This window comes from Staphylococcus hsinchuensis, from assembly GCF_038789205.1.
In the GTDB taxonomy this organism is placed as follows: domain Bacteria; phylum Bacillota; class Bacilli; order Staphylococcales; family Staphylococcaceae; genus Staphylococcus; species Staphylococcus hsinchuensis.
The window spans coordinates 296,438-322,353 of the sequence record NZ_CP128355.1 but is presented as its reverse complement, the minus strand read 5'-3'; the positions used below and the strand labels follow the sequence as shown (position 1 = coordinate 322,353).

The window sequence follows — 25,916 nt, the reverse complement described above, 5'->3', positions numbered from 1 at the left end:
TTATTTTACATGTAATGGACCACCAGGACCTAAAGGCCATCCGAGTAAATACCAAACAATCATGAATAACGGCCATACGATACTTAATATGATTGTATAAGGCATCAAACTAGATAAGAGTGAACCGAGTTTCATGTTTTCATCGTATTTTTGTGCATAGGATAACAACAACGGTAAGTACGGCATCATCGGTGTAATTGGGTTACTTATTGAATCACCTATACGGTATAACATTTGAGTTAAAGCTGGATGGAATCCGACTAACATTAACATTGGAATAAAGATAGGGGCTAAAATACCCCATTTAGCTGAGGCGCTACCAATTAATAAATTAATGAGAGAACTCAATAATATGATACCTATGATTAACAGCACACCGTTTTGTCCTTTTAACAATTCGGCTCCATTTACAGCGACTACAACACCGAGGTTACTCCATTGCAGAAAGGCGAGTAATTGTGCTGCAAAGAATACGATAACGATGAATGAACCCATCGAAGCCATTGAATCAGCAAACATTTTACCGAGATCTTTAGAATTGTTAAATTCCTTCATTAACAAACCGTACACGAGACCTGGTACTAAGAACAGAATTAGTATTAATATACCTACACCGTTAATAATCGGTGCATCTTCGAGCAGACTACCTGTTTTCGCATTACGTAAGAAACTATTTTCCGGTATAGCTAATAAAATGATAACTGCGATGACTAAAAAGAAACTGATGTTAGCCCAAAATACAGCGCGATTCTCTTGAGGTGTTAATTTCGTCTTTGATTCATCGATATTGATATCTGCGTCTGAGGCGTTATACCTCCCTAAACGCGGAATGACGAAACGCATTGTGACCCAATATACAGCTGGTAATAAAACGATGACACTTGCAGCTATAAAGTACCAGTTCATCGCAACATTAATATGAGGGTTATCAGAAACAATTTTGGCGGCTGGTTTAGTAAATGCATAAAGTAATGCATCAGACATTCCAATTAACACATTCGCAGAAAATCCGCCAATAGCGGCTGCGTATGCCATCGCCAAACCGGCAATTGGGTGATAACCAAGTTTGATAAACACCATCGCCGTTAATGGTGGTAATACGATAGGTGCTGCATCACCAGCAGCATTACCTAAAATACCAATTACAATAATAATAGGGATGATTATTTTTTTAGGTGCTTTATTAACAACTTGAATCATTAATTTATCGAAATAACCTGTACGTTCAGCGACACCTATACCGAGCATGACTGCGAGAACAAGACCTAATGCTGGAAACTCAGAGAAATTTTTAATTGCATCGTTTAACATCATCGCAATACCGTCTTTACTGATTATACTTTTTACTTCGACGGTTTTACCTGTCCCTGGATGTTTGACTGACACATGAAATAAAGAAACAATCCAAGTGATAAGTGCTAAACCTACACACATGAGAAAGAATAAAATACTTGGATCAGGTAAACGGTTACCTACTTTTTCTACAACATTTAAAAACCTATTAATTATGTTCGGTTTTTCCTTTACATTTGAAGTCATTTTTCTACCTCCCCCAATAAGTTACCGAAAGTATAACAAATTATATTAACAAATAGAACGAAAATTCAGAAATATCACAATTTTAGTTGATTTGATTGTATATTTAATTACATTTATAAAGTGTCAAAGTATTTAAGAATGATTTTTGTCGTATTAAAGACATGTATGAAATGTTTTGTTATTACAGCTTTAGGAAAAAATAATATTGAAATGGAAAAAAGGAAGGAAGAAGGGAATAATTATGGGAAGATTAGATAATAAGATTGCAGTGTTAACAGGTGCGAGCACAGGAATTGGCGCTGCAACGGCTAAAGTAATAGCAGATGAAGGCGCCCATGTCATTGCAGTAGACGTAGCTGAAAATGTAAAAGAAACAGTTGAAGAAATTAAAGAAGCGGGCAATGAAGCGACAAGTTATATCGTAGATATATCAGATGAACATGCTGTTGAAAACTTGGCCCAAAACATCAAAACAACGTTTGGTCGTGTTGATGTTTTATTCAACAATGCTGGTGTAGATAATGCTGCGGGTCGTATCCATGAATACCCAATAGAAGTATTTGATAAAATCATGGGTGTCGACTTAAGAGGTACATTTTTAATGACGAAATTTATATTGCCACTCATGATGGATAATGGTGGCTCAATAATTAATACTGCCTCATTCTCAGGTCATGCTGCAGATTTAAATCGTTCAGGATATAATGCCGCTAAAGGAGGCGTAGTTAACTTTACGCGTTCAACAGCGATTGAATATGGAAGAGAGAATATTAGAGCGAATGCGATTGCGCCAGGTACAATTGAAACACCACTCGTTGATAAATTAACAGGCACTGCAGAAGAGGAAGAAGGTAAAGCATTTAGAGAAAATCAAAAATGGGTTACGCCATTAGGTCGTTTAGGTAAACCTGAAGAGGTTGCTAAACTTGTTGCTTTTCTAGCATCAGATGACAGTTCGTTTATCACTGGAGAGTCAATCACGATTGATGGTGGTGTAATGGCTTATACTTGGCCAGGAGAAATGTTAAGTGATGATAGTTGGAAGCGTACGACAAAATAATAAATGAGTGAACCATACAAATCCCCCGCTGGAATTCCAGTGGGGGATTAATATGTTTTTCATACTTTTTAGATTAAATTACCAAGTTAAATCTTCTATGACTTCATCGTTTAATGATTTTACGATTTCAGTTACAAGGGCAACAGAGTTTTTATAATCGTCTGTGTGTAATACTGAAACATTTGAGTGCATGTAACGTAATGCTACGCCTATTGAAAGTGTTGGGATACCTTCATTAGCGAGGTGGATACTACCGGCATCCGTACCGCCACCTGCCATTGAGTCTAACTGAATATCTATGTTGTGTTGCTTAGCGAGTTGTTTCACATGTTTGAGTAAGCCAACGTGGCCCACATTTGAAGCATCCATCACGATAACAACAGGGCCTTTGCCCAATGCTGTGTCGCTTACTTGACCTGACATACCTGGCGTATCATATGCGACGGCTACGTCTACTGCAATTGCTAAGTCTGGATTGATTTTATTAGCTGCGACCTTTGCTCCACGTAAACCAACTTCTTCTTGCACATCTGCACCAGAATATAAATTGATATCGATATCTTCATTTTGTAGATTATCTAAAACATCAATAGCTAATGCACAACCGTAACGGTTATCAAATGCTTTTGAAGTTAAATATTTGTCATTGGCTAAAGTTTCAAATTCACTGTAAGGTGTGACCATATTACCAATTTCAACGCCTAATTTTTCCGCTTCTTTTTGATCATCTACGCCGATATCGATGAACATATTTTTTATTTCAACGTTCTGCTTACGTTCTTCCTGAGATAAAATATGTGGTGGTTTAGAACCGATAATACCACGAATTTTCTTACCTTCATCCGTAGTTACTGTAACTTTTTGTGATAACATTACTTGATTCCACCAACCACCGATTGGTGTGAAGCGTAAATGGCCTTGCTCATCTATCTTCGTAACGAGAAAACCAATTTCATCTAAATGACCTGCCACCATTAATTTCTTACTTCCTTGTGCTGCAGATTTTTTACCGAAGATGCCGCCTAAGTTATCTTCAACGATTTCATCACTGAGAGGAGATAAATATTCACGCATACGCGCTTTAACGTCCATTTCATGACCTGCTATACCGTCCACTTCAGTTAAAGATTTTAATAATTTAACTGTATCTTTCATCATAAAACCTCCTACGTTCATGTTAATTACAATTCTAGCACGAATAACAGTAAAAGATGATTAATGGGCTTATGGTTTTGAAGATACATAGAATGTATAAAAAATGAGCCACCGATTATGATTTGGCAGAAAGTAACTGCCTATCATTCAAATCGAATGGCTCAATGATATATTATTTCTGTTCTATTAACTTAAGTTTGTAATCATGGATAGATTGCAATTCGCCGCTTTTCTTTTTAATGATGATGTGATCTTGATTAATTTGGGTAGGTGATTCAACGCCTACAGCTGCTGAAATATTATAAAGACCTTCGTGTAAACTTGTAATATAGTTTGTGACACGGTATTTTTTCTCATCAACGATTAATCCTTTTTCACGTTTAGGGTTAGTAGTCGCTACACCTACAGGACACGTATTTAAGTGACATTGTTGACTCATAATACAACCTACACTAATCATCATGCCACGTGCAATGTTGACTAAATCTGCACCTAAGCCCAATGCAATTGCAATTTTATCTGGAGTGATTAATTTACCAGAAGCAAAGATTTTAATCTTATCTCTGATACCGTGTTTTTCAAGCATTTGTGATACGATTGGCAACGCTGTAAATAACGGTAAACCGACGCCATCTTGTAATTCTTGGAACGTTGCACCCGTACCGCCTTCGCCACCATCTACTGTAATGAAGTCTGGATATTGATTTGTTCGTACCATTGTAGATACGAGTGATTCAATTTCGGCTACATTGCTTACTACAATTTTAAAGCCAACTGGTTTTTGTCCATGTTTCTTTAAAATTGAAACCCAATTTAATAAATCTTCTGGTGAATCTAAATCAGTGAAACGGTTAGGTGAATTAATTGTTTTCCCTGGTTCTACTTTACGAATTTCGGCAATTTCTTTAGTTACTTTATTTCCTTCCATATGGCCGCCTCGTGTTTTAGCACCTTGGGCCAGTTTCAGTTCAAATGCTTTAACTGTTTCTTTTCTCGCTATATCTAAAAATGCATTTAAATCAAAATGACCGTCTTTGTCTCTTACACCGAACAATCCAGGTCCGATTTGGAAAATAATATCTACACCACCAGATAAATGGTGTTTAGAAAGGCCACCTTCACCAGTGTTCATCCAAGTATTGGCCATACCTAAACCTTTTGATAGGGCTGTGATTGCATTACTACCTAACGCACCATAACTCATGCCTGATTGACCAACGAGACGCTTAACACGGAATGGGTGAGCGAGTTCGGAACCAATCACTATTTGATGCTCATCGTGTAAATAGTAAGGATCAATTTCTGTTTCCTCACGATGTTCTTCACGATCAAATAAACGTTCGTTATCAATCTTATAAAGGAAAGTTGAAATCATTGGTGATTGATCAATTTTCAAGTCTGACTTTTGATGAGGGAACATTGTGTTCTGTATGTAAAAACCATCTTCGTACTGATTTTGAGTACCAAAACTCGCCATTCTTGAATTATATTTCCCTGCTAGCACAATATTTTTATAATCATTTCTTGAAAAAGGCTTGCCTTCTGTATCTGCTAAAAATAAATATTGTCTTAATTCAGGTCCTATCTTTTCGCCGAAGTAACGTACACGTGCAAGTAACGGATAATTTCTTAGTACACTATGTTGTTTCTGACGCTTATCTTTAAATAGTAATATCCCTGCTATGACAAGGATACTTAATAAAAATGCTACAATAATGACATTTACAATTAATTGTAAAATTGTTAAAAAAGTCATCCCAATACCCCCTTATATATTGTATATTTTACATTAAATAGTACTATTTACCAATGAATTAATTAATATAGAATAAAAATTTAGAATACTTTTTTAGTATATTTAAAAATTGAAACTATCTTCCATCTATTTATATGCTACGCTCGATAGAAGAAAACAATTTAAATAACTATAATGAAGTATTTTACGGTGTTTAATTGCATTATTTTAGTGGAACAAATCAATGGTATGTCATAAAAAAGTTATATATTTCAAAATTTGTTGTTTTATAATGACGGTATTACACATACAATGGATAAGTGAATATACTGTGTTAAATTTCAGGAGGGTATCAGATGTTAGAAATGCGCAACGTGTCATACGAGGTAGATAATCAACGCATCATCAAAGGTATTGATTTGAAAGTATCTGAGGGGGATACAATTGCCATCGTAGGACCTTCGGGGAGCGGTAAGAGTACACTCTTTAGACTAATGAATCATTTAATTAGCCCTACAGACGGCACTATCACTTTTGAAGGTAAACGATATGAGGATATTCAACCAGAACAATTACGTCGAAGTATTAGTTATCTGTTACAAGAAAGTGACTTATTTGATAAAACAATTGGTGAGAACCTTGCCTTTCCATCAGTAATTAGAGGTGAAACGTTTGATAAATCTCGTGCTTCATCACTATTAGATGCGGTTGGATTAGGGCATTATGAATTTGATAAACGCGTCGAACATCTATCAGGAGGAGAGCGTCAACGTATAACGATAGCACGCCAACTGATGTACAAACCTAAAGTGTTGTTGTTGGACGAAGCAACAAGTGCATTAGATACAGCAAATCGAGATAAAATAGAACGTCTTATATTTGATTTGGCTGATGAAGGTGTAGCGATGTTATGGATTACGCATAGCAACGACCAAAGCATACGTCATTTCAAACGAAGAATACAAATCGTCGATGGTCAAATAGATAAGGAGGAAAGTTTAAGATGAGCAATACAGCATTAGTATTAACCGGTTTATTATTACTCTTTCCTATAATTGTATCTTACAAAGAGAAATTACATATCATCAAAGATTTATTAATCGCTACACTAAGAGCAGTCGTACAACTTGTCATCTTAGGTTACTTACTGCATTTTATTTTTAATGTAAACCAAAAATGGTTACTTGTGTTATTCGTACTTATCATCATTATTAATGCTTCCTGGAATACAATCAGTCGTGCGTCTTCAGTGATGCATCATGTGTTCTGGATTTCTTTTGTATCTATCTTTATAGGTGTGACCTTACCTTTAATAGGTGTCGTACTTACAGGCGCTATTGATTTTAAACCGAATGAAATTATTCCTGTAGCCGGTATGTTAGGTAGTAATGGCTTGATTGCGATTAACCTAGCTTATCAAAATCTTGATAGAGAATTTGTTAAAGAAATGAGTCAAATTGAGTCTAAATTAGCATTAGGTGCAAATCCTAAATTATCTTCAAAAGCAACAATTAGACAATCTATTAAGACAGCAATCGTACCAACGATTGATTCGGTGAAAACGTACGGTATTGTGTCTATCCCAGGTATGATGACCGGTTTAATTATAGGCGGAGTCGATCCGTTAGATGCCGTCAAATTCCAATTAATGGTTGTGTTTATTCATACAACAGCAACGATTATGTCAGCCCTGATTGCGACATACCTCAGTTATAGACAATTCTTTAATAACCGTCATCAACTCATTGCTAGAGATTTAGTTAATGAAAAATAATTTAATTTACACCACTTTGTGTTCGTCTCTCTTAGATTAACAAAGTGGTGTTTTTTAATGAAATCTAGCTCATAGACCTCTAACAATGTCTAATTACATTGACGTATGGTTTATAATAGAATAGTTGAAAAAATATTAGAGGAGGCGATGAATTTGATGTCACCCATGCGTATTATCACTTTTATATTAAGTATCTTTATCGTAGGCATGGTGGAAATGATGGTGGCAGGCATCATGAATTTAATGAGTCATGATTTGCATGTAAGTGAAGCTATCGTTGGACAACTTGTCACGTTGTACGCAATTACATTTGCGATTGCAGGGCCTATCCTTGTGAAATTAACGAATCGATTTGCGCCAAAACCTGTCTTATTGTGGACGTTATTTGTGTTTATCGCCGGAAATGTCATTATTGCAGTAGCACCTAATTTCCCTATATTAGTAATAGGAAGAATTTTATCTTCTGCAGCAGCGGCATTAATCGTTGTGAAAATTCTAGCATTAACAGCTCTGTTAACCTCACCAAAACACCGCGGGAAAATGATAGGAATTGTCTACTCAGGGTTTAGCGGTGCAAATGTATTAGGTGTACCGATTGGAACCATTATAGGAGACTGGATTGGTTGGCGTTTTACATTTCTATTTATAGTTGCTGTCAGTGTGCTCGTAGGTATATTAATGTTTATTTATGTCCCTCAAGTTCAAGCGCAACAAGTTGAACAAACGACAGAAAGTGCCAAACAACATAGACCCTCTCGTATCTTAAACACTACAGAAATTATAAAATATTTAGGTATCACATTCTTATTATTAGTAGCTAATTCGATAACTTTCATTTATATTAATCCACTTATGTTAAAAAGTGGCCATACTTTAACTTTCGTTTCAATTACTCTTTTAATTAATGGTATTGCAGGTGTCATAGGTACTTCAGTAGGTGGATTTTTATCAGATAGGTTAACGAGTAAACGCTGGTTAACAATTGCCACTGCAGTATTTATGTGCATGTTGCTTATTTTAAATACAACATTCTCTATGACGGTATTGTTATTAATTGTTATTTTTATTTGGAATATCATGCAATGGAGTACGAACCCAGCAGTACAAAGCGGTATTATTGAACATGTTGAGGGAGATACTAGTCAAGTGATGAGTTGGAATATGTCTAGTTTAAATGCCGGTATTGCAATTGGGGGCATCATCGGCGGCTTAGTTGTTTCTAAACTCAACGTATATGCGACCACATATTGTTCGGCATTAATTGCATTTATTGCTCTAATATTAATCATTAGTTTGAAAAAGGTTCGAAATGATTAAACAAATTTAAATAGTAAGTAAGTTGGTTTGTTGTCAGAAATTTTATATAATAACCTCAAAGAAAGTCGTATAAAATTACTCGAAAAGGGGTTACACACTAATGCCAGAACAAGAAAGCCATCCAAAAGTAGATGCTTATATAGAAAGACAAGACAAATGGAATGAATCGTTTAAATTACTTCGTACTTTATTACAAGAAACAGAATTAACAGAAGATTATAAATGGATGCACCCTTGTTATACATTGAAAAATAAAAATGTTGTGATTGTTCAAGACTTTAAACATTATTGTGCATTGTTATTTGAAAAAGGTGCAATTATGGAGGATCGTTACAAAACATTAATTCAACAAACAAAGAATGTTCAAGCAGCACGCCAACTTAGATTTGAAAGCTTAGATGAAATTGAACAACGTAAAGAGGAAATTAAATGGTATATAGACGAAGCGATTCGAATTGAAAAGTCTGGTAAGAAAGTGCCAATGAAAAAAACAGAGGATTTCGAAATGCCTGTTGAATTGCAAAATAAATTTGAGGAAATACCTGAATTGAAAGAAGCATTTGACAAATTAACACCTGGAAGACAACGTCAATATATGTTGCATATTGGACAAGCCAAAAGAGAGCAAACACGACAACAACGCGTTGAAAAATATGTCGATCATATTTTAGCTGGAAAAGGTATGAATGATAAATAATTTTATATAAAAGATATCAATAATCAAGATATTGAAGTCGTATATTGTGAGTTAGTTCTTTAAGATTAGCTCTTATAAAAGCACTTCGGTATCTTGATTTTTTTGCTCCAATTAAAATATTTTTTAATTTTAAGATTTTATAGTTTTAAGGAAAATTAACGATTTTCACTATTATGTTATAATTAATTTGTGAAGTGATTACTTGAAATAGATGTAGAAATTAGAAAATCGTAAGGGTTATTTGTGCAGTTGTTTATACATATTTTAGTCTTTTTAGAATTTGTAATACATACACAAGTAGCCCTAAGTTTATTTGCGGTTATTTTAATATTGAGACTCTACATAAAGAAAGGAACTGACCAATGTTAAGTATTGAAAATTTAACTAAGATTTATAGCGGTGGAAAAAAGGCCGTCGACAATATTTCTTTAGATATTGAATCCGGTGAATTCATTGCTTTTATTGGTACCAGTGGGAGCGGTAAGACAACTGCATTACGAATGATTAATAGAATGATTGAAGCTACAGACGGAAAAATTTCGATTAATGGACAAGATGTGCGAAAGATGAACCCTGTCGAATTACGCAGAAAGATTGGCTATGTTATTCAACAAATCGGGCTTATGCCGCATATGACGATTAAAGAAAATATTGTCCTCGTACCTAAATTATTGAAATGGTCTCAAGAAAAGAAAGATCAAAAAGCGAAAGAACTTATTAAACTCGTAGATTTACCTGAGTCCTTTTTAGAACGTTATCCTTCTCAATTATCAGGAGGTCAACAACAACGTATAGGTGTTGTACGTGCGCTCGCAGCAGAACAAGATATCATCTTAATGGATGAGCCATTTGGTGCACTTGATCCAATTACTCGAGACACATTACAAGATTTAGTGAAAGAACTTCAACAAAAGTTAGGTAAAACATTTATATTTGTAACCCATGATATGGATGAAGCGATTAAGTTAGCTGACAAGATATGTATTATGTCAGAAGGGCAAGTCGTACAATTTGATACACCAGATAATATTTTACGTAATCCTGCAAATGACTTTGTACGCAACTTTATCGGTCAAAATCGTTTGATTCAAGATAGACCTAATATGCGTACTGTTGAGGATGCGATGATTAAACCAGTCACAGTGAACGTTGATAGTACATTAGACGAAGCGGTTACAGTGATGAGAGAAAAACGTGTAGATACGTTATTTGTCACTGGTAAACATCAGAGGTTACTCGGATATCTGGATATTGAAGACATCAATCAAGGTTTACGTGCTCAAAAAGAACTTATTGATACGATGCAACGAGATATTTATCGTGTGAGAATAGATAGTAAATTACAAGATTCGGTAAGAACTATTTTAAAAAGAAATGTGCGAAACGTGCCTGTGGTTGATCGTGATGAAGAAACGCTCATAGGTTTAATTACAAGAGCGAATTTAGTAGATATCGTTTATGACAGTATTTGGGGAGAACCTAGTGATACAACTCATGACGATGGCATTGTTGACCCAGTACATGAAGGGGATGTCCGACCATGATGGCTTTCTTAAATAAATACGGCGGTCAACTCGCATCTAAGACATTTGAACATTTCTACATTTCAATGATTGCCTTGCTCATAGCGATAATCATAGCTGTGCCATTAGGAATATTATTATCGAAACATAAAAAGGTTGCCAATGTAGTATTAACAGTAGCGGGCGTCTTACAAACGATTCCTACTTTAGCTGTCCTAGCTGTAATGATTCCTATCTTTGGTGTAGGGAAATTACCAGCCATTGTCGCTTTATTTATATACGTATTGTTACCGATTTTAAATAATACAGTTATCGGCGTACAAAATATTGATAAAAATATTAAACAGGCTGGTGCAAGTATGGGCATGACACAATTTCAATTAATGAAAGATGTGGAACTACCTTTAGCCTTACCACTTATTTTAGGCGGTATTAGATTGTCTTCAGTTTATGTCATTAGTTGGGCAACGCTAGCGAGTTATGTCGGCGCAGGTGGTTTAGGAGACTTTGTATTTAACGGTTTAAATTTATATGATCCGATGATGATTGTGAGTGCAGCGATTCTCGTTACGTTATTAGCACTCATTGTGGATTTCATTTTATCACTTGTTGAAAAATGGGCCGTACCTAAAGGCTTAAAGGTAACTAAATAACAAAGGAGGACACTCATGAAGTTTAAATATATAATCACGTTGCTTGTATTGTGTCTGACAGTGTTAAGTGGTTGCAGTTTGCCCGGTCTAGGCAATCAACGTTCCGGTTCAGAAATTAAAATCACAGCATTAGCGACGAGTGAATCACAAATTATGTCTCATATGTTGAGACTACTCATTGAACACGATACAAAAGGAAAAATAAAACCAACAATTATTAATAATCTCGGTTCGAGTACGATTCAACATAACGCTTTAGTAAATGGTGATGCGAATATGTCAGGAGCCCGCTATAATGGGACAGACTTAACAGGTGCATTAAAAGAAAAGCCAATCAAAGATCCAAAGAAAGCGATGGAAGCAACGCAACGTGGCTTTAAACAGAAATATCATCAAACGTTCTTTGATTCATATGGATTTGCTAATACTTATGCATTAATGGTGACTAAAGAAACCGCAAAAAAATATCATTTAAATACAGTTTCAGATTTGAAAAAACATAGTAAACAACTTCGAATCGGTGTTGATAGTTCTTGGCTTGAAAGGTCCGGAGATGGATACAAAGACTTTTCGAAGGACTATGGTATTGAATTTAAGAAGGTAAGACCTATGCAGATTGGTTTAGTTTATGATGCGTTAAATTCTAACCGTTTAGATGTTGCGGTAGGTTATACAACAGACGGACGTGTAGACGCCTACAATCTCAAAGTACTTAAAGATGATAAACGTTTCTTCCCACCGTATGCGGCAAGTCCTGTTGCCACAGATGAAATACTGAAGAAGCATCCTGAACTGAAAGATACGATTAATAAAATGAAGGGGCAAATTTCAACAAAAGAAATGCAACAGATGAATTACAAAGCAGACGGTGAAGGGCAAGAACCGGCTATAGTCGCTCAAAACTATTTAAAAGCACATAACTATTTCGAAAATAAAGAGAAAGGTGGTCACCATGAATGAAAGGTAACTTAATTCAACAGATTTACGAATATTATACGATGAACTTTGGCTACCTCTGGGATTTATTTATTAAGCATTTATTGATGTCGGTTTACGGTGTTTTATTTGCAGCTATTATTGGTATACCTATTGGCATATTGATTGCTAGATATTCTAAGTTATCATGGATTGTTATAACAATTGCAAATATCATTCAAACTGTGCCAGTTATTGCGATGTTAGCGATATTAATGCTAGTGATGGGGCTCGGGCCAACCACAGTAGTCATTACAGTATTTCTTTATGCATTATTACCTATTATTAAAAATACATTCACAGGTATTCAAGGTGTAGATGCGAATATTAAAGATGCAGGTAAAGGTATGGGCATGACACAAAACCAAGTGTTACGGTTAATCGAATTACCGTTATCTTTATCAGTAATTATTGGCGGATTAAGAATTGCTTTAGTTGTTGCTATCGGTGTAGTTGCCGTTGGTTCATTTATCGGTGCACCGACATTAGGAGATATTGTCATTCGTGGGACAAATGCAACAGATGGTACGACGTTTATCTTAGCAGGTGCCATTCCAATCGCACTCATTGCGATATTAATTGATATAGGCTTGAGAGCACTTGAGAAAAAGTTAGACCCAGCTAATAGAACAAAGAAACCTCAACCTCAAAAGGTAGAATAAATATGAATAAGGAGTGACCAGTGATGGCGTTTTTATCATTAAATTATAAATCAAAGACGATTGGTAAAGATCAAACATTGTCTGTAATCTTACCTGAAGATGATAGTTATTTTGATAGTAAAGCCCAACCGAAACAATTGAAATCGTTAATGCTATTACATGGATTATCGAGTGATTCAACGTCTTATGTAAGATATACAAGTATAGAACGTTATGCGAATGAGCATCAATTAGCCATCATCATGCCAAGTGCAGATCATAGTTTTTACAGCAATATGAAATATGGCCATAGTTATTATGATTATATATTAGAAGTTTATGACTATGTGCACCAAGTGCTGCCATTGTCACGTGAACGTAAAGATAATTTTATCGCAGGTCATTCAATGGGCGGTTATGGCACAATGAAATATGCTTTAACCCAAGGTGCTCGTTTTGCAAAAGCTTGTAGCTTATCGGCAGTGTTTAAGGCTGAAACGTTTATGTATATTAACTGGCCTGACTTTTCACCTGAGGCAATTGCAGGAACTAACAAACAAACGCAAGGCACTGACCTTGATTTATATCATCTTGTTGATCAAGCGGCAGAATCAAAAATGCAGTTACCTGAATTATTAATTATGTGTGGTCGCACAGATGAATTGTTTGATGAAAATGTTCGGTTTATACATTACTTAGATGACAAAGGCATTGATTATCAATTTAAAGATGAACCTGGGAATCACGATTATGCTTATTGGGATCATGCTATTAAACAAGCAATCGAATGGATGGTAGAAAGTTAACTATGCATTCATTCTCTGTAAACTTTATCATTATGGGCATAATGTAGGGGGTGGGACAGAAATCGAATTTTCTCATAGAAATTTCCTAGTCTCTCTAGTTGACATAGAAGCTGAGACAACTATTTTTGTCCCAGCTTCTATTTTTATGTCTTTTTTATGAGAAATCATAAATCGATAATTCACATTGCTTGTATTTAGAATTGTAAGAGGTAAAATGTTATTTTGGGTATAAATATTGGATTTAATTTTCAAAATAATTTATGAGATGGTTTAAGTTGTTTTTTTTATAATTTAATTTAAACGATTATAATGCGACAGCTCAAGTTTAAATAAGATTATATCCTAGCACTTAATATTTATTTATAAACATCAATTTGAATTTATCTCGTATAAAGTAAGGTATATAAATATTTGTTTAGTGTACTCCAACATATTGAGGATATTATAGGAGGAAGTAAGTATATGGAGTCATCACAAACCTTTGAAGGAGATAATAGACTTCTTTTTGGAATATTTTTAGGTGTAATAACGTTTTGGTTATTCGCACAATCACTCGTCAATATAGTCCCTGATTTACAATCTTCGTTCAATACAAATTATGGAACGATCAATGTAGCAGTGAGTTTAACAGCATTACTCTGTGGTTTGTTTGTTGTAGGTGCAGGGGGTCTAGCGGACCGTTATGGTAGAGTGAAGATGACCTATGTGGGATTAATACTTAGTGTCATTGGTTCATTGTTTATTATTATTACTGGCTTAACGCCATTCTTAGTTGTAGGCCGAGCAATACAAGGCCTCTCAGCAGCGTTCATTATGCCTTCTACATTAGCGATTATTAATGAATATTACATAGGAACAAGACGTCAAAGAGCATTGAGTTATTGGTCAATTGGCTCTTGGGGAGGTACCGGCGTTTGTTCATTCTTCGGCGGTATTATGTCTACATTTATTGGTTGGAGATCAATCTTTGTAATCTCAATCCTCGTTGCGCTCCTCGCAATGTATTTAATGAAACACACACCCGAGACGAAAGGATTAACGAACATAGAAAAAGAACAAGGTAAATTTGATTATGTCGGTTTAGTATTACTGATTGTTTCGATGTTAAGTATCAACTTGATTATTACGCAAGCTGCAGATCACGGTATAACATCACCATTTATTCTAAGTATGATTGTTGCTTTTATTATGTCGACTGTTGCGTTTGTATTGTATGAACGCAAATTACGCAATCCGCTTATTGATTTTTTATTATTTAAACATAAAGGATATAGTGGGGCGACGATTTCTAACTTTTTACTTAACGCAGTCACAGGAACACTGATCGTTGGGAATACTTATTTTCAATCTGGATTGCACTTTAACGCCTTTCAGTCAGGTATGATGACACTTACATATCTAGTGGCAGTACTTGTGACGATTCGTGCAGGTGAAAAGCTCATGCAAATGATGGGAGCCAAACGTCCAATGCTATTAGGTGCAGCATTGAATACGATAGGTATTTTAATGATATCGTTATCCTTTTTACCATTAACGCTATATATCATCATGTGTGTATTAGGCTACCTCATTTATGGTTTAGGGCTGGGGGTTTATGCAACACCGTCCACAGATACAGCAGTTTCTACGGCTCCAGAGTCAAAAGTTGGCGTAGCTTCAGGTATTTATAAGATGGCCTCATCGTTGGGTAATTCATTTGGGGTAGCCATTTCAGCTGCCATTTATGGTATCGTTACATCTGCGACCAACATCCATTTAGGGGCAATGTATGGTTTATGGTTTAATGCTTTGTTAGCTTTATTAGCATTTACAGCAGTACTCATATTAGTGCCGAAAGGACAATATAATACGTAAACATTTGAAATATTTAACAGAAAAGGATGATATTTTAATGGTAGAAGCGTATAAAGATTTCTGGAAACGATATTTTGACTTTAAAGGCAAGTCGAATGTTCAAGAATTTTGGACGCCAGTACTCACACATATCGTTTTAGTAATTATCGCTATAGCTATTGTTAGTGGTATAGAACATTTACATATGCTTTATTTGAAAAATATTGTATTTACGTTCTTGGCTATATTAGGTTTATCAATTATTATTCCTACGTTAGCAGTTACTGTAAGACGCTTTTACGATGCAGGTAGAAAAAGATTATCAGCGGTTATATTATTATTTTTAGCTATAATATTAAACATATGTGCTGATTTTACGCATATTTACTTATTGTCTTTCTTTTGTACGGCACTTGCAAAATTAATGAAATTGATAATAGTGCTTACCGCGTTAAGGTCATCAAAAGATGTTTCTGCTGAGGAATTGAAATGGATATAACATCATTTTTCAACCTTTGAAAAAGTAAATAAAAAATTGTATTACTTAATAAAGAGGAAGTTATCGTATTTGAGTGCGATAGCTTCTTTTTTGAAAAAGAAACCGGTTTAGGTAAGATAGTTATAAATCGTAAATAAATAAAGGGGTGTGCGTTATGAAAATATTAGTGGCAGGGTTTGAACCGTTTGGAGAAGATATAGTAAATCCCGCATCAGAAGTGCTCCAACTTCTTCCTAAAACAATACAAACACATAAAATTGATACTTTAGAAATACCTACAACATTTAACGAAAGTAGTAAAGTGTTAGAACAAGAGATGAAGCGATATCAATATGATGTGGTGTTAGTTATCGGACAAGCAGGAGGTCGTTTCGAAATTACACCAGAACGTATAGGTATTAATTTAGATGATGCACGTATTCCAGACAATAATGGCAAGCAGCCGATAGATGAGCGTATTCAAGAGGGTGGAGCGTCAGCGTATTTTTCAAATTTACCGGTGAAGAGAATCACAAAAGCAATTCGAGACGTGGGTATCCCAGCACGTTTATCACATAGTGCTGGAACCTTTGTATGTAATCATATACTTTATCAATTGGGCTACATGCATGAACAATACTTTCCAAATTTAAAGTTTGGATTTATTCATATTCCTTATATTCCAGAACAAGTCATACAAAAAGGTGAAACGCCGTCCATGTTTCTCGATTTGATTGCTAAAGGTCTGATTACTGCACTCGAAGTGATTGTTTCATATGAGGATGACATTAAAATTGCATTAGGTGAAATACACTAAGTTATACCAATCGACCACACGAGATATTCCAGTGGTACGTTTTTTAAATCTCATGTTTATTACGGTGGTAGTTCATACGGATTTCATTATAATATTTACCAAAATAAACGGTCTTTTTATCTGATGTTTTCTCAAAACCAATTTGTTCATAAAAGCGGATAGCACTAGCGTTCTGTTCAACAACCCATAACGTAATATCATCAGGGTAGGAGAGTTCTAAAGCACGTTGCATCAATGCATAACCAATCATGTGATGTTGATATTCTTCTAACAAATAAATATCAAATATTTCACTCCAATTGTCAGAGGCTTTGATTTCATGGGTTTTGCCATAAGAGATGAAGCCGACAACTTGGTTTCTAACAGTTGCTACAAGCGTAGGGGTATTGTGTAAAGATGAGGTACTTAAAAATTGATGTTTATCTAAATGTTTCAAATAATTATTCTCTAAAAGATTATTATAAGTAGTAAGCCAACTTTCATAATGCACGATTGCGGCACTTTGTTTATCATCATCATTAATAGGCCTAATTGTAAATTCCATTTCGCTCCTCCTCGTTCATGTCGGTGATTTTAGCATAGCACTTTAAGTAACTAAAAGAAAATAAGGTGTGAAGCACATGAAATATTTAATAAAAAATCCCACAAAGTTACTAACTTTGTGGGATGAGTTAAATATAGGCTTTAATTCGTTTCATCTCGTGCTTCTGCTTTTTTGATTCTATCTTCGAGTTCTGCCGCTTCTTTTTTAGCTTTTTTATTGTAATAGCCATGTGCTAAATGCATTTGGATAATTAGGAATAAACCACCTACTGTCCAATATAAACCGAGTGCACTTGCTGACTGTAAAGAAATGTATGTGATGATAATAGGTGAAGCAATCATCATAAAGTAATACGTTTTTCTTTGATCTTTTGGATAGTGAATTGAGTTGACTAAAGGTTGGAAGAAATAAATAATGGCCGCTATTAATGAAATCCATAAGTTCGGTTCAGTTAGATCGAACCAAAGGAAATTAGGATACTTTTCGATTCCGCCACCACTTGGATATTTTAAAGTTTGTATTAGCCCGAATAGAATAGGTAATTGAATAAAGATTGGTAAACATCCAACCATATTCTTGAAAGGACTGATTCCATATTTTTTGTATAGCTCTGATAGTGCTTTATTAACTTCCTGTTTCTCTTCTTTATGTTTTGCATCTTTAGCTTGTTTTTTCAATTCATCGATATGTGGTTGTACGACCTTTGTTTTTTCTCTCATCATATGCATACTTTTAACCTGCATGACCATTAATGGCATAATAATAAGTCTGATGATGATTACAATCGTGATTATGGCTAAGCCGTAGTTTTCACCATAGAGATGTCCGAGTCCGTGTAATAACATGTCGATAGGTTGTGTGAACACCATATCAAACCATGAATTACGGTGAGAATTTGTATGACTACTAGCAAATACATCATTACTAGCTGTTAATATTAACAAAGGGGTGAGTAATAAGGTTAGCCACTTACTGCGCATTAAATTTTTCCTCCAAAAAAATAAATAATCAAATATAACCATAACACAATTAAATATTAATTTTAAACATAACTGTGGAAAAGTGTAAATATATCTTGCGCGTGAGACAAGAAAAACGATAAAAAATAAGGAAACTAAGCAAAACATTTAAGTGTTATATGTATGAAGTGTCATAATAACGTTGTTAACTAAAGTAAGGAAGGTAATAAGGATGAGGATTGGTGCAATTTCAGATTTACATATAGACCGTCATAAATCTTTAACTCCGGAAGATTATTTAAAAATTATGGTACGTACTTTGCAACGTGAAGAAGTAGATTTATTGTTAGTCGCAGGTGACGTTTCTAACAATTATAAATTGACGCATCAATTTCTGGAACAAATTGAGCGACAAACATCGATAACTGTTAAATTTATACCAGGTAATCATGACTTTTGGTCGACAGATACAGATTTAAATTCAAATGAAATATTAGAATATTATATGAAAATGGATGCATGTTTAATAGGAAAGCCTTTCGTTATTAACGACGAATGGGCAATTGTTGGCAACACAGGATGGTACGATTATACGTACGCAAGTCCAAAGTTTTCATTGGAACGTATAGCGAGACGCAAATATTATGGAGCGACATGGCAAGATAAGGTGAAGATAGATTGGGAGACGGAGGACCAACAATTATCAAAAAAAGCAGCAAAACAAGCCGAGAAAGACTTACAAGCGGTAAAAGATAAAAAGGTTATTCTAATGACACATGTCGTTACACATCCTAAATTTGCAGTACCTATGCCGCATCGCATATTTGATTATTTTAATGCGTTTATAGGTACGTCTGACTTTAATAATTTTTATGAGCGTTTTAATATTCGACATAGCATCATGGGGCACGTGCATTTTAGAAGTAAATTTGAAGAAAATGGTATTATGTATTATTGTCCATGTTTAGGCTATGGTCGAGAATGGCGTACAGATAATATTGAGACAGAGATTGACCATGCATTAGAGGTTATAGAAATTGAATAAAAAGAAACAGGGAACGATACAACGTTCCCTTTTTTTAATTTAAGCATTTGTTTTTGTATTTTTATTAGTATATTTTAAAGCAAAGATCAGAATAATAATTAATAGCGTCGTTACTACTAATATAATTGCATAAGGTGTAGTATTGAATTCACCTTTTAAACCTACAAGAGGTGACATCACTGCACCGAGTATAAATTGGAAGAGCCCTAATAAACTAGAGGCATTACCACTACCACCTGTACGTGATTCCATTGCCAATGCGAAGCTGAGTGGTCCAAAACCGGTCACCGGACAAACATTTAAGAAGAATGCAACAATGAGAACCCATATAGGGAGATGCATCGTAAGGGCCACTATAATTAAAATAACACCGCTGATTTGAATCATTGTTAATATGATGAGTAATATACGACGATCCACATATTCAACGAGTTTAGCGGTTAGTTGACTTGTAATAATCAACCCAATCCCATTAATAGAAACGAGAATACTAAATTGTTGAGGTGTGAGTTCGTAAATCTTTTGAGTGATGAAAGGTGCTGCTGATGAAAAGCTAAATAGCATTACATACGTTAACCCTTGTAGTAACATTGGTATAACAAATGAAGGTCGACGTAATAAATAACCAAAGTCTTTAAAAATTGCACCAAAATTTAATTTAGTAATATCGCTCTGTTTTGTTTCTTCCATAAAGAGAATCGCAAATAATAAAATAATAAAGCTCACAATCGTTAATATTAAGAAGATTGCCTTCCAATTTGCGATGGATAAAGCATATCCGCCAATAAGTGGGGCAATAATTGTAATTATTCCGTTAACGACGAGCAAAGATGCGAGTCCTTTAGCTAAAGTTTGACCTTTATGTTTATCACCGACTGAGGCTTTTGCAATTACGATGGCGCCACCGCCCGTTAATCCTTGAATTAATCTCAATACGAGTAACCATGAGATCGAAGTTGTAAAGATCGCGATACCAGATGCTAATGTATAAATTGCGATAATGATGAGGGCGACCTTTTTACGACCGAAGGCATCTGATAGAGGACCAAAGATAAATTGTCCAATCGCAAGACCAATCATCGCAAATGATGACGTTAGTTGTGCTTGTGAAGTTGTTATTTTAAAGTCACTTTGAATACTTGGTAATGACGGCACATACATATCTATTGTGAGTGGGCCGAAAGTAGTCATTATACCTAAGACGATAATAATAATTAAAGGTATTTGACGTGTTGTTGCTTTGTTCATATGTGGTACTCCTTTTGAACGCTTGCGCATGTGTTTGTTTTGTTTCTAACTAGGTAATTATCCCATATGCATGTAAAAATGCAACGTTTAATTTATAATATTTAGTGTTCGTTATTTAACTAAAAATGATTATATAAATCATATCATAACCGAATAGATATTTTGAGGACGTAGAACATAAAAATACATACTTAAGTTAAACATCGTGTTTATCTTGTACTGTTCCTATCAAGTATATAAAATATGTTAATATTGGAGAAGTTGAATCCGGGTAAGAGCAATGAATTAAAGGAGAAACACATGAAATTAAAGAAGACGCATTATGAAATTATTAAATTTATCATTGTTGGTGGGATTAACACTGCAAATTACTATGCCGTGTATTTACTGTTATTAAAAGGGATCGGACTGAACTATATGATAAGCCATATTACAGGTTTTATTTTTAGTTTTGTCGTTTCATACTTTTTGAATTGTTATTTTGTATATAAAGTGAAACCGACGTGGAAGAAATTTTTAGCATTTCCATTAACGCAAGCGATTAATATGGGCATGCAAACCTTACTACTATATATATTTGTAAAATGGTTCCACATTTCATCCATCATTGCACCATTTGCAGGTCTGATTATAACGATACCTGTGACATTTGTACTGTCTAAATACATTCTTAAAGATAAATAAGATATTTTGATAAATTAATTTGAAAGGCTGGGAGCAAAACTAAATGTGCTCCCAGTTATTTTTATGCTAAAAATTTTCTAAATATCTATGCAATTTTTAGGCAATGTTAAAAAATATTTTTATTAATTTGTATTAAATCATTTCCTGAAAAAAACAGTTGTCATGCGTGATTTAATCATTCATACTAAAATCCCAACATAAATAAAGGTGGTTGTAGTTCATGTCCCAAACTGAAAATTTAAAAGTAGCACAAAGAGGTGCATTTTTAAGTTTAATCGTCTATATTGTAATGGCAATTGTAAAATATGCAGTCGGTTATATTTATGATTCTGCTGCAGTTCGTGCCGATGGTATTAATAATATGACGGATATCATTGTATCTTTAGCAGTCATTATAGGGTTGAAGATTTCAATCAAACCACCAGATAAAAATCACCCATACGGCCATCTTAAATCAGAAAATATATCTACATTGTTAGTATCATTTATCATTATGTTTGTTGGACTTCAAGTTACAATCGAAAACTTTCCTCGAATATTTATAGGAAAACATCCTACACCTAATTTGATCACAATTTATATCAGTATACTCAGTGGTGCGTTGATGTTAGCAGTATTTTTTATAAATAGACGTTTGGCACGCCGTACGAATAGTAGTTCATTAAGTTCTGCTTCGAAAGACAATTTATCTGACGCCCTCGTAAGTATCGGAACAGCAGTTGGATTACTATTTACACAAATGGGCTTACCTATTTTAGACTCAATCCTAGCAACGATTCTTGGTCTTATCATTATATATACAGGCTTTGGTATTTTTAGGGAATCCATTTTTACATTGAGTGATGGCTTTAATGAACAAGACTTAATTGAATATAAAAACGATGTATTAGAAATAGAATACGTCATCGCGGTTCAAAATATTAAAGGACGCTATCATGGTAGCAGTGTGTTTGTGGACGTAACCATCGTCGTGGATTCACATTTATCTCTTGAAGAAGCTCATAATATTTGTGATGCAGTTGAGCGTCACATGCATAAAAAAGGAATTTCATCTATTTATGTTCATCCAGAACCAGCTTCAATACAGGACCAACATGAAGCGGAAAGTTAAATAACGTGGTTATACTAAAAACTCCGTTGAAAGCATACACTTTCAACGGAGTTTTTTTATATTAAATGTTATTGGAATTCAAATTATGAAGATACTTTAAAAAATTACCACCAGCCGTGTGCTTCACGGAATTCAATTGCTTTATCAATTGAACCATAACGTTCTTCAGCGTAATTAATCATACCTTTTGTTTGTTCTTCAACTGAACCAGAACCCCAAGCTTCTTTTGTTTGTCCTAGACCTTTATAACCTGCTGGATTTACGGCATCTGGATTACCACCTGATTCTGGTAATACAACTTTTTCCCAAAGTTCTTTTGTGCCGCCAGCTTCGATGAACTCTTTATATACGCTATCTGTAGATTGTGTAGTCGTTTCAGAAGCATCAGCTGTATTTACACTTGCTCCTGCACTATATCCTGTTGCTGCAATTGTTAATGACGCGAAAGATGCTAATAATAACTTTTTCATAAATAAAAGTCCTCCTAATTTAATTTTAAAAATTTAAAATTATTAACTAAGTAACTAGATATTTTATTAATTCAACGATGCCTACTATATCATCAAATTCAAATGTGTAGGTTACAGTCATTTTAAAATGCATTTCTATTTATGATAAAAATAAGACAATTATTTCAATGAAAAGCGAGTATTGTCATATTTGTTTATAGTAAAATCCATTAAAAACGAGATAATCATTTAACAGAAAGCGTTTTAAAGTGATAAGATGCAATTGAACGATTTGTAATATTTTGTAATAACCAATTTCAAAATAAATTTTAAAAAGAAGGTAGTGAGATTATGGCAAGATTAGTTTTATGTAGACATGGCCAAAGTGAATGGAATGCTAAAAACTTATTTACTGGATGGGCTGATGTTGATTTGTCAGAAAAAGGTCATCAAGAAGCTAAGACAGCAGGAGAAAAGCTTAAAAATAATAACATCCAGTTAGATGTCGTTTATACATCATTACTGCAACGTGCGATTAAAACAACGTACCATATATTAAATGAATCACACCAATTATATCTTCCAACTTATAAACATTGGCGATTAAACGAACGTCATTATGGTAATTTACAAGGATTAAACAAAGATGATGCACGTGATGATTTCGGTGAAGAACAAGTGCATATTTGGAGACGTTCATATGATACTGCACCACCAGCTCAAGATGAAGATCAAAGACAATCTTATATCAACGACCCTAAATATCGTGATTTAGATGCGAGAGTAATGCCTGATGCAGAAAGTTTAAAAGATACGTTGGTACGTGTGAAACCATATTGGAATGATCATATTGCACCACAATTATTAGCAGGAAAAACTGTATTAGTTTCAGCGCACGGCAATTCATTACGTGCATTAATTAAATATTTAGAAGATGTGAGTGATGAAGACATTACCGGGTTAGAAATTAAGACAGGTGAACCTCTTGTTTATGAACTAACTGATGATTTGAAAGTTGAAGATAAATACTATTTATAGTTGAAAAATCATTTTCATGATTCAACTAATGGTTAAATAGGTAGTTATACAAAAATGTTTAATAACAATCAAGATGGAATTAGGAAAAAGGTGACAAATGAGTGTTTTTTATAAAACTCATTATTATTAATACATCCTAATTTCATCTTTTTTATATTTTACATAATTCAGTGAATTTTTTAACAATCAATTAACTTAAAGATGCAACAATGTGGTATACTAGTTAGTCCGAGTAAAAAAGTCAGACTGATGAACGATTTTTGAACGAGATAGATGCATTTCATATGATAACTATTTATAAAATCTGTATAATGCGTTAATGCATGACTTAAAGCTTACGGTTCACAATTAAGAGAGGTAAATATGTCACATAAAACGAAATTAACGATGATTATTGTAATGTTATTTGGGGGCTTCTTTGGTCTCTTGAACGAAACATTATTAACCACTGCATTACCAAGTATTATGAAAGATTTTGATATTGATTACACACAAGTTCAATGGTTGACTACGGCTTTCTTACTTGCAAATGGGGTTGTCATACCATTATCTGCAATGGTGATTCAAAGGTTTACAACAAGACAAGTTTTCTTAACGGCGATCACCATTTTCTTCTTAGGTACAATTATTGCAGGTTTCAGTCCAAACTTTAGTATTTTATTATTTGCTAGAATTATTCAAGCATTAGGTTCAGGAATCATGATGCCCCTCATGATGACGACAATATTAGATGTGTTTGAACCACATGAACGTGGGAAGTATATGGGAACGTTTGGATTAGTGATCGGTTTAGCTCCAGCTATTGGTCCAACTTTATCAGGTTATTTAGTTGAATATTTCAATTGGCGTTCATTATTCCATGTTGTTGCGCCAATTGCTGCACTAACATTTATTGCTTCATTTATATTTATTAAAAATGTCGGTACAAACAAAAAAGTACCTATCGATTTAATTTCTATTATTTTATCCAGTTTAGGTTTCGGTGGTTTACTATACGGTACAAGTTCAATATCTCGTGATGGTTGGGACGATCCAATCGTTTTAACTACGATTATTGGCGGTATTATCTTGATCGTGCTATTCGTATTAAGACAACGTAAGTTAGAAACAACACTCTTAGATTTTTCAGTATTTAAGGATAGTCAATTTACAGTCGGAATTATTATCATGGCATTTACGATGATCGCGATGATTGGTTCTGAAACTGTGTTACCAATGTTTGTACAGAACATTATGAAAGATTCGGCATTACAATCTGGTTTAATTCTTTTACCAGGTGCGATTGTAATGGCTATTATGTCGGTTATTTCAGGCTTACTTTATGAAAAGTTCGGTGCTAAAATTCTTGGGATAATCGGTATGTTAACTGTTGTAATCACAACATCGTATTTTGTAGTAATGGATGAAAATACAGCTCCAGCATTATTAGCTACAATTTATGCTATTCGTATGATCGGTATTGCACTTGGACTTATGCCGTTAATGACACATACGATGAATCAATTACCGAAAGAAATGAATGCACATGGTTCATCAATGACGAATACGGTTCAACAAATTGCAGCTTCTATCGGTACTGCAGGTTTAATTACAACTATGAATCAAGTCGCAAAGAATTTCTCACCAACTATGAGTGATTATAAAGGGATGAACAAGAAAGAAATGGCTGCACAAATTCAAAAAGATGCATTATTAAATGGTTACCATGGTGCGTTTTGGTTTGCGGTTATTATTTCAATCATTAGCTTGATTTGTGTATTTATGTTGAAAAGCAAAAGAAAGTTAAATGAAGAAGCGAATAACACAGCTGAATAATGATTCATAAACCCCTATCA

The 25,916-nt window shown here is 34.4% G+C and carries 25 protein-coding genes; 18 read left to right on the top strand and 7 right to left on the bottom strand.

From position 1 onward, the window contains the following. Entirely contained in the window at window positions 1-1,539 is a 1,539-nt protein-coding gene (locus QQM35_RS01755) for an AbgT family transporter (RefSeq protein ID WP_251517476.1), read from the bottom strand. Between the two features lie 241 nt (window positions 1,540-1,780). On the opposite strand from QQM35_RS01755, the gene QQM35_RS01750 reads away from it, so the two are divergent. Continuing rightward, window positions 1,781-2,599 (top strand): SDR family oxidoreductase, encoded by an 819-nt coding sequence (locus QQM35_RS01750; RefSeq protein ID WP_251517479.1) that lies wholly within the window; start codon window positions 1,781-1,783, stop codon window positions 2,597-2,599. A gap of 78 nt (window positions 2,600-2,677) precedes the next feature. On the opposite strand, the gene QQM35_RS01745 is transcribed toward QQM35_RS01750, so the two are convergent. Together QQM35_RS01745 and QQM35_RS01740 are read right to left on the bottom strand one after the other, a co-directional pair. After that, window positions 2,678-3,754 carry a M42 family metallopeptidase gene (locus QQM35_RS01745; protein WP_251517482.1) on the bottom strand — a complete coding sequence of 359 codons (1,077 nt, stop codon included), beginning with the start codon at window positions 3,752-3,754 and terminating at the stop codon, window positions 2,678-2,680. 172 nt (window positions 3,755-3,926) lie between these two features. After that, window positions 3,927-5,510: an FMN-binding glutamate synthase family protein gene (locus QQM35_RS01740; protein ID WP_251517485.1), complete on the bottom strand. Its 1,584-nt coding sequence runs from the start codon at window positions 5,508-5,510 to the stop codon at window positions 3,927-3,929. Between the two features lie 335 nt (window positions 5,511-5,845). Between QQM35_RS01740 and QQM35_RS01735 the strand changes: the two genes are divergently transcribed. The 12 genes from QQM35_RS01735 to pcp all read left to right on the top strand — a co-directional run bounded on the left by QQM35_RS01735 (window position 5,846) and on the right by pcp (window position 17,003). Next, window positions 5,846-6,496, top strand: coding sequence for an ABC transporter ATP-binding protein (locus tag QQM35_RS01735; protein WP_251517488.1), 651 nt, complete (start codon window positions 5,846-5,848; stop codon window positions 6,494-6,496). Beyond that, window positions 6,493-7,263 carry an ABC transporter permease gene (locus QQM35_RS01730; RefSeq protein ID WP_251517491.1) on the top strand — a complete coding sequence of 257 codons (771 nt, stop codon included), beginning with the start codon at window positions 6,493-6,495 and terminating at the stop codon, window positions 7,261-7,263. Before QQM35_RS01735 ends, QQM35_RS01730 begins: the two co-directional genes overlap by 4 nt. A gap of 156 nt (window positions 7,264-7,419) precedes the next feature. Then, window positions 7,420-8,580 (top strand): MFS transporter, encoded by a 1,161-nt coding sequence (locus QQM35_RS01725; protein ID WP_251517495.1) that lies wholly within the window; start codon window positions 7,420-7,422, stop codon window positions 8,578-8,580. A gap of 100 nt (window positions 8,581-8,680) precedes the next feature. Beyond that, complete coding sequence (locus tag QQM35_RS01720) at window positions 8,681-9,277, top strand: YdeI/OmpD-associated family protein (protein ID WP_251517498.1); 597 nt, start codon at window positions 8,681-8,683, stop codon at window positions 9,275-9,277. A gap of 362 nt (window positions 9,278-9,639) precedes the next feature. Beyond that, window positions 9,640-10,821: a betaine/proline/choline family ABC transporter ATP-binding protein gene (locus QQM35_RS01715; RefSeq protein ID WP_251517500.1), complete on the top strand. Its 1,182-nt coding sequence runs from the start codon at window positions 9,640-9,642 to the stop codon at window positions 10,819-10,821. Next, window positions 10,818-11,453, top strand: coding sequence for an ABC transporter permease (locus tag QQM35_RS01710; RefSeq protein WP_251517503.1), 636 nt, complete (start codon window positions 10,818-10,820; stop codon window positions 11,451-11,453). The genes QQM35_RS01715 and QQM35_RS01710 overlap by 4 nt, the downstream gene beginning before the upstream one ends. 15 nt (window positions 11,454-11,468) lie before the next feature. Then, entirely contained in the window at window positions 11,469-12,413 is a 945-nt protein-coding gene (locus QQM35_RS01705; protein WP_251517506.1) for an osmoprotectant ABC transporter substrate-binding protein, read from the top strand. Continuing rightward, complete coding sequence (locus QQM35_RS01700) at window positions 12,410-13,090, top strand: ABC transporter permease (protein WP_251517509.1); 681 nt, start codon at window positions 12,410-12,412, stop codon at window positions 13,088-13,090. Before QQM35_RS01705 ends, QQM35_RS01700 begins: the two co-directional genes overlap by 4 nt. A 23-nt stretch (window positions 13,091-13,113) precedes the next feature. Beyond that, a complete protein-coding gene (locus QQM35_RS01695; RefSeq protein WP_251942475.1) occupies window positions 13,114-13,875 on the top strand; it encodes an alpha/beta hydrolase in 762 nt (253 codons plus the stop codon). Between the two features lie 462 nt (window positions 13,876-14,337). Beyond that, window positions 14,338-15,729, top strand: coding sequence for an MFS transporter (locus QQM35_RS01690; protein ID WP_251517514.1), 1,392 nt, complete (start codon window positions 14,338-14,340; stop codon window positions 15,727-15,729). Between the two features lie 37 nt (window positions 15,730-15,766). Then, complete coding sequence (locus tag QQM35_RS01685; protein WP_251517516.1) at window positions 15,767-16,207, top strand: DUF805 domain-containing protein; 441 nt, start codon at window positions 15,767-15,769, stop codon at window positions 16,205-16,207. A 154-nt stretch (window positions 16,208-16,361) separates the two neighbouring features. Continuing rightward, window positions 16,362-17,003 carry a pyroglutamyl-peptidase I gene (gene pcp / locus QQM35_RS01680; protein WP_251517519.1) on the top strand — a complete coding sequence of 214 codons (642 nt, stop codon included), beginning with the start codon at window positions 16,362-16,364 and terminating at the stop codon, window positions 17,001-17,003. Between the two features lie 43 nt (window positions 17,004-17,046). On the opposite strand, the gene QQM35_RS01675 is transcribed toward pcp, so the two are convergent. Continuing rightward, on the bottom strand, window positions 17,047-17,547 hold the full coding sequence (locus QQM35_RS01675) for a GNAT family N-acetyltransferase (RefSeq protein WP_251517522.1): 501 nt from the start codon (window positions 17,545-17,547) through the stop codon (window positions 17,047-17,049). A 140-nt stretch (window positions 17,548-17,687) separates the two neighbouring features. Then, window positions 17,688-18,527 (bottom strand): membrane protein insertase YidC, encoded by an 840-nt coding sequence (yidC, locus tag QQM35_RS01670; protein WP_251517525.1) that lies wholly within the window; start codon window positions 18,525-18,527, stop codon window positions 17,688-17,690. Window positions 18,528-18,738: 211 nt separating this feature from the next. Here yidC and QQM35_RS01665 point away from each other — a divergent pair, with 211 nt between their 5' ends. Next, window positions 18,739-19,551, top strand: a complete 813-nt coding sequence (locus QQM35_RS01665) for a metallophosphoesterase (RefSeq protein ID WP_251517527.1) — start codon at window positions 18,739-18,741, stop codon at window positions 19,549-19,551. 39 nt (window positions 19,552-19,590) lie between these two features. Here the strand turns inward: QQM35_RS01665 and QQM35_RS01660 are convergent, their stop codons facing one another. Further along, entirely contained in the window at window positions 19,591-20,799 is a 1,209-nt protein-coding gene (locus tag QQM35_RS01660; protein ID WP_251517530.1) for a multidrug effflux MFS transporter, read from the bottom strand. 300 nt (window positions 20,800-21,099) lie between these two features. Here QQM35_RS01660 and QQM35_RS01655 point away from each other — a divergent pair, with 300 nt between their 5' ends. Continuing rightward, window positions 21,100-21,483, top strand: a complete 384-nt coding sequence (locus tag QQM35_RS01655) for a GtrA family protein (RefSeq protein ID WP_251517533.1) — start codon at window positions 21,100-21,102, stop codon at window positions 21,481-21,483. Between the two features lie 220 nt (window positions 21,484-21,703). Further along, entirely contained in the window at window positions 21,704-22,594 is an 891-nt protein-coding gene (locus QQM35_RS01650) for a cation diffusion facilitator family transporter (RefSeq protein WP_251517535.1), read from the top strand. Between the two features lie 104 nt (window positions 22,595-22,698). On the opposite strand, the gene QQM35_RS01645 is transcribed toward QQM35_RS01650, so the two are convergent. Next, window positions 22,699-23,064, bottom strand: a complete 366-nt coding sequence (locus QQM35_RS01645; protein ID WP_251517538.1) for a hypothetical protein — start codon at window positions 23,062-23,064, stop codon at window positions 22,699-22,701. A 330-nt stretch (window positions 23,065-23,394) separates the two neighbouring features. On the opposite strand from QQM35_RS01645, the gene QQM35_RS01640 reads away from it, so the two are divergent. Both QQM35_RS01640 and QQM35_RS01635 read left to right on the top strand, forming a co-directional pair. Then, window positions 23,395-24,081 (top strand): 2,3-diphosphoglycerate-dependent phosphoglycerate mutase, encoded by a 687-nt coding sequence (locus QQM35_RS01640; RefSeq protein ID WP_251517541.1) that lies wholly within the window; start codon window positions 23,395-23,397, stop codon window positions 24,079-24,081. Window positions 24,082-24,444: 363 nt separating this feature from the next. Further along, window positions 24,445-25,896 (top strand): MDR family MFS transporter, encoded by a 1,452-nt coding sequence (locus tag QQM35_RS01635; protein ID WP_342610453.1) that lies wholly within the window; start codon window positions 24,445-24,447, stop codon window positions 25,894-25,896. The last annotated feature ends 20 nt before the right edge of the window (window positions 25,897-25,916 follow it).

Coding starts and splice junctions, on each gene's coding strand:
- QQM35_RS01700 (WP_251517509.1), top strand. CDS start 12,410: ATGAAAGGTAACTTAATTCAACAGATTTACGAATATTATACGATGAAC.
- yidC (WP_251517525.1), bottom strand. CDS start 18,527: ATGCGCAGTAAGTGGCTAACCTTATTACTCACCCCTTTGTTAATATTA.
- QQM35_RS01660 (WP_251517530.1), bottom strand. CDS start 20,799: ATGAACAAAGCAACAACACGTCAAATACCTTTAATTATTATTATCGTC.
- QQM35_RS01725 (WP_251517495.1), top strand. CDS start 7,420: ATGTCACCCATGCGTATTATCACTTTTATATTAAGTATCTTTATCGTA.
- QQM35_RS01675 (WP_251517522.1), bottom strand. CDS start 17,547: ATGGAATTTACAATTAGGCCTATTAATGATGATGATAAACAAAGTGCC.
- QQM35_RS01650 (WP_251517535.1), top strand. CDS start 21,704: ATGTCCCAAACTGAAAATTTAAAAGTAGCACAAAGAGGTGCATTTTTA.
- QQM35_RS01640 (WP_251517541.1), top strand. CDS start 23,395: ATGGCAAGATTAGTTTTATGTAGACATGGCCAAAGTGAATGGAATGCT.
- QQM35_RS01715 (WP_251517500.1), top strand. CDS start 9,640: ATGTTAAGTATTGAAAATTTAACTAAGATTTATAGCGGTGGAAAAAAG.
- QQM35_RS01735 (WP_251517488.1), top strand. CDS start 5,846: ATGTTAGAAATGCGCAACGTGTCATACGAGGTAGATAATCAACGCATC.
- QQM35_RS01655 (WP_251517533.1), top strand. CDS start 21,100: ATGAAATTAAAGAAGACGCATTATGAAATTATTAAATTTATCATTGTT.
- QQM35_RS01740 (WP_251517485.1), bottom strand. CDS start 5,510: ATGACTTTTTTAACAATTTTACAATTAATTGTAAATGTCATTATTGTA.
- pcp (WP_251517519.1), top strand. CDS start 16,362: ATGAAAATATTAGTGGCAGGGTTTGAACCGTTTGGAGAAGATATAGTA.
- QQM35_RS01710 (WP_251517503.1), top strand. CDS start 10,818: ATGATGGCTTTCTTAAATAAATACGGCGGTCAACTCGCATCTAAGACA.
- QQM35_RS01690 (WP_251517514.1), top strand. CDS start 14,338: ATGGAGTCATCACAAACCTTTGAAGGAGATAATAGACTTCTTTTTGGA.
- QQM35_RS01685 (WP_251517516.1), top strand. CDS start 15,767: ATGGTAGAAGCGTATAAAGATTTCTGGAAACGATATTTTGACTTTAAA.
- QQM35_RS01665 (WP_251517527.1), top strand. CDS start 18,739: ATGAGGATTGGTGCAATTTCAGATTTACATATAGACCGTCATAAATCT.
- QQM35_RS01705 (WP_251517506.1), top strand. CDS start 11,469: ATGAAGTTTAAATATATAATCACGTTGCTTGTATTGTGTCTGACAGTG.
- QQM35_RS01755 (WP_251517476.1), bottom strand. CDS start 1,539: ATGACTTCAAATGTAAAGGAAAAACCGAACATAATTAATAGGTTTTTA.
- QQM35_RS01695 (WP_251942475.1), top strand. CDS start 13,114: ATGGCGTTTTTATCATTAAATTATAAATCAAAGACGATTGGTAAAGAT.
- QQM35_RS01645 (WP_251517538.1), bottom strand. CDS start 23,064: ATGAAAAAGTTATTATTAGCATCTTTCGCGTCATTAACAATTGCAGCA.
- QQM35_RS01720 (WP_251517498.1), top strand. CDS start 8,681: ATGCCAGAACAAGAAAGCCATCCAAAAGTAGATGCTTATATAGAAAGA.
- QQM35_RS01745 (WP_251517482.1), bottom strand. CDS start 3,754: ATGAAAGATACAGTTAAATTATTAAAATCTTTAACTGAAGTGGACGGT.
- QQM35_RS01750 (WP_251517479.1), top strand. CDS start 1,781: ATGGGAAGATTAGATAATAAGATTGCAGTGTTAACAGGTGCGAGCACA.
- QQM35_RS01730 (WP_251517491.1), top strand. CDS start 6,493: ATGAGCAATACAGCATTAGTATTAACCGGTTTATTATTACTCTTTCCT.
- QQM35_RS01635 (WP_342610453.1), top strand. CDS start 24,445: ATGTCACATAAAACGAAATTAACGATGATTATTGTAATGTTATTTGGG.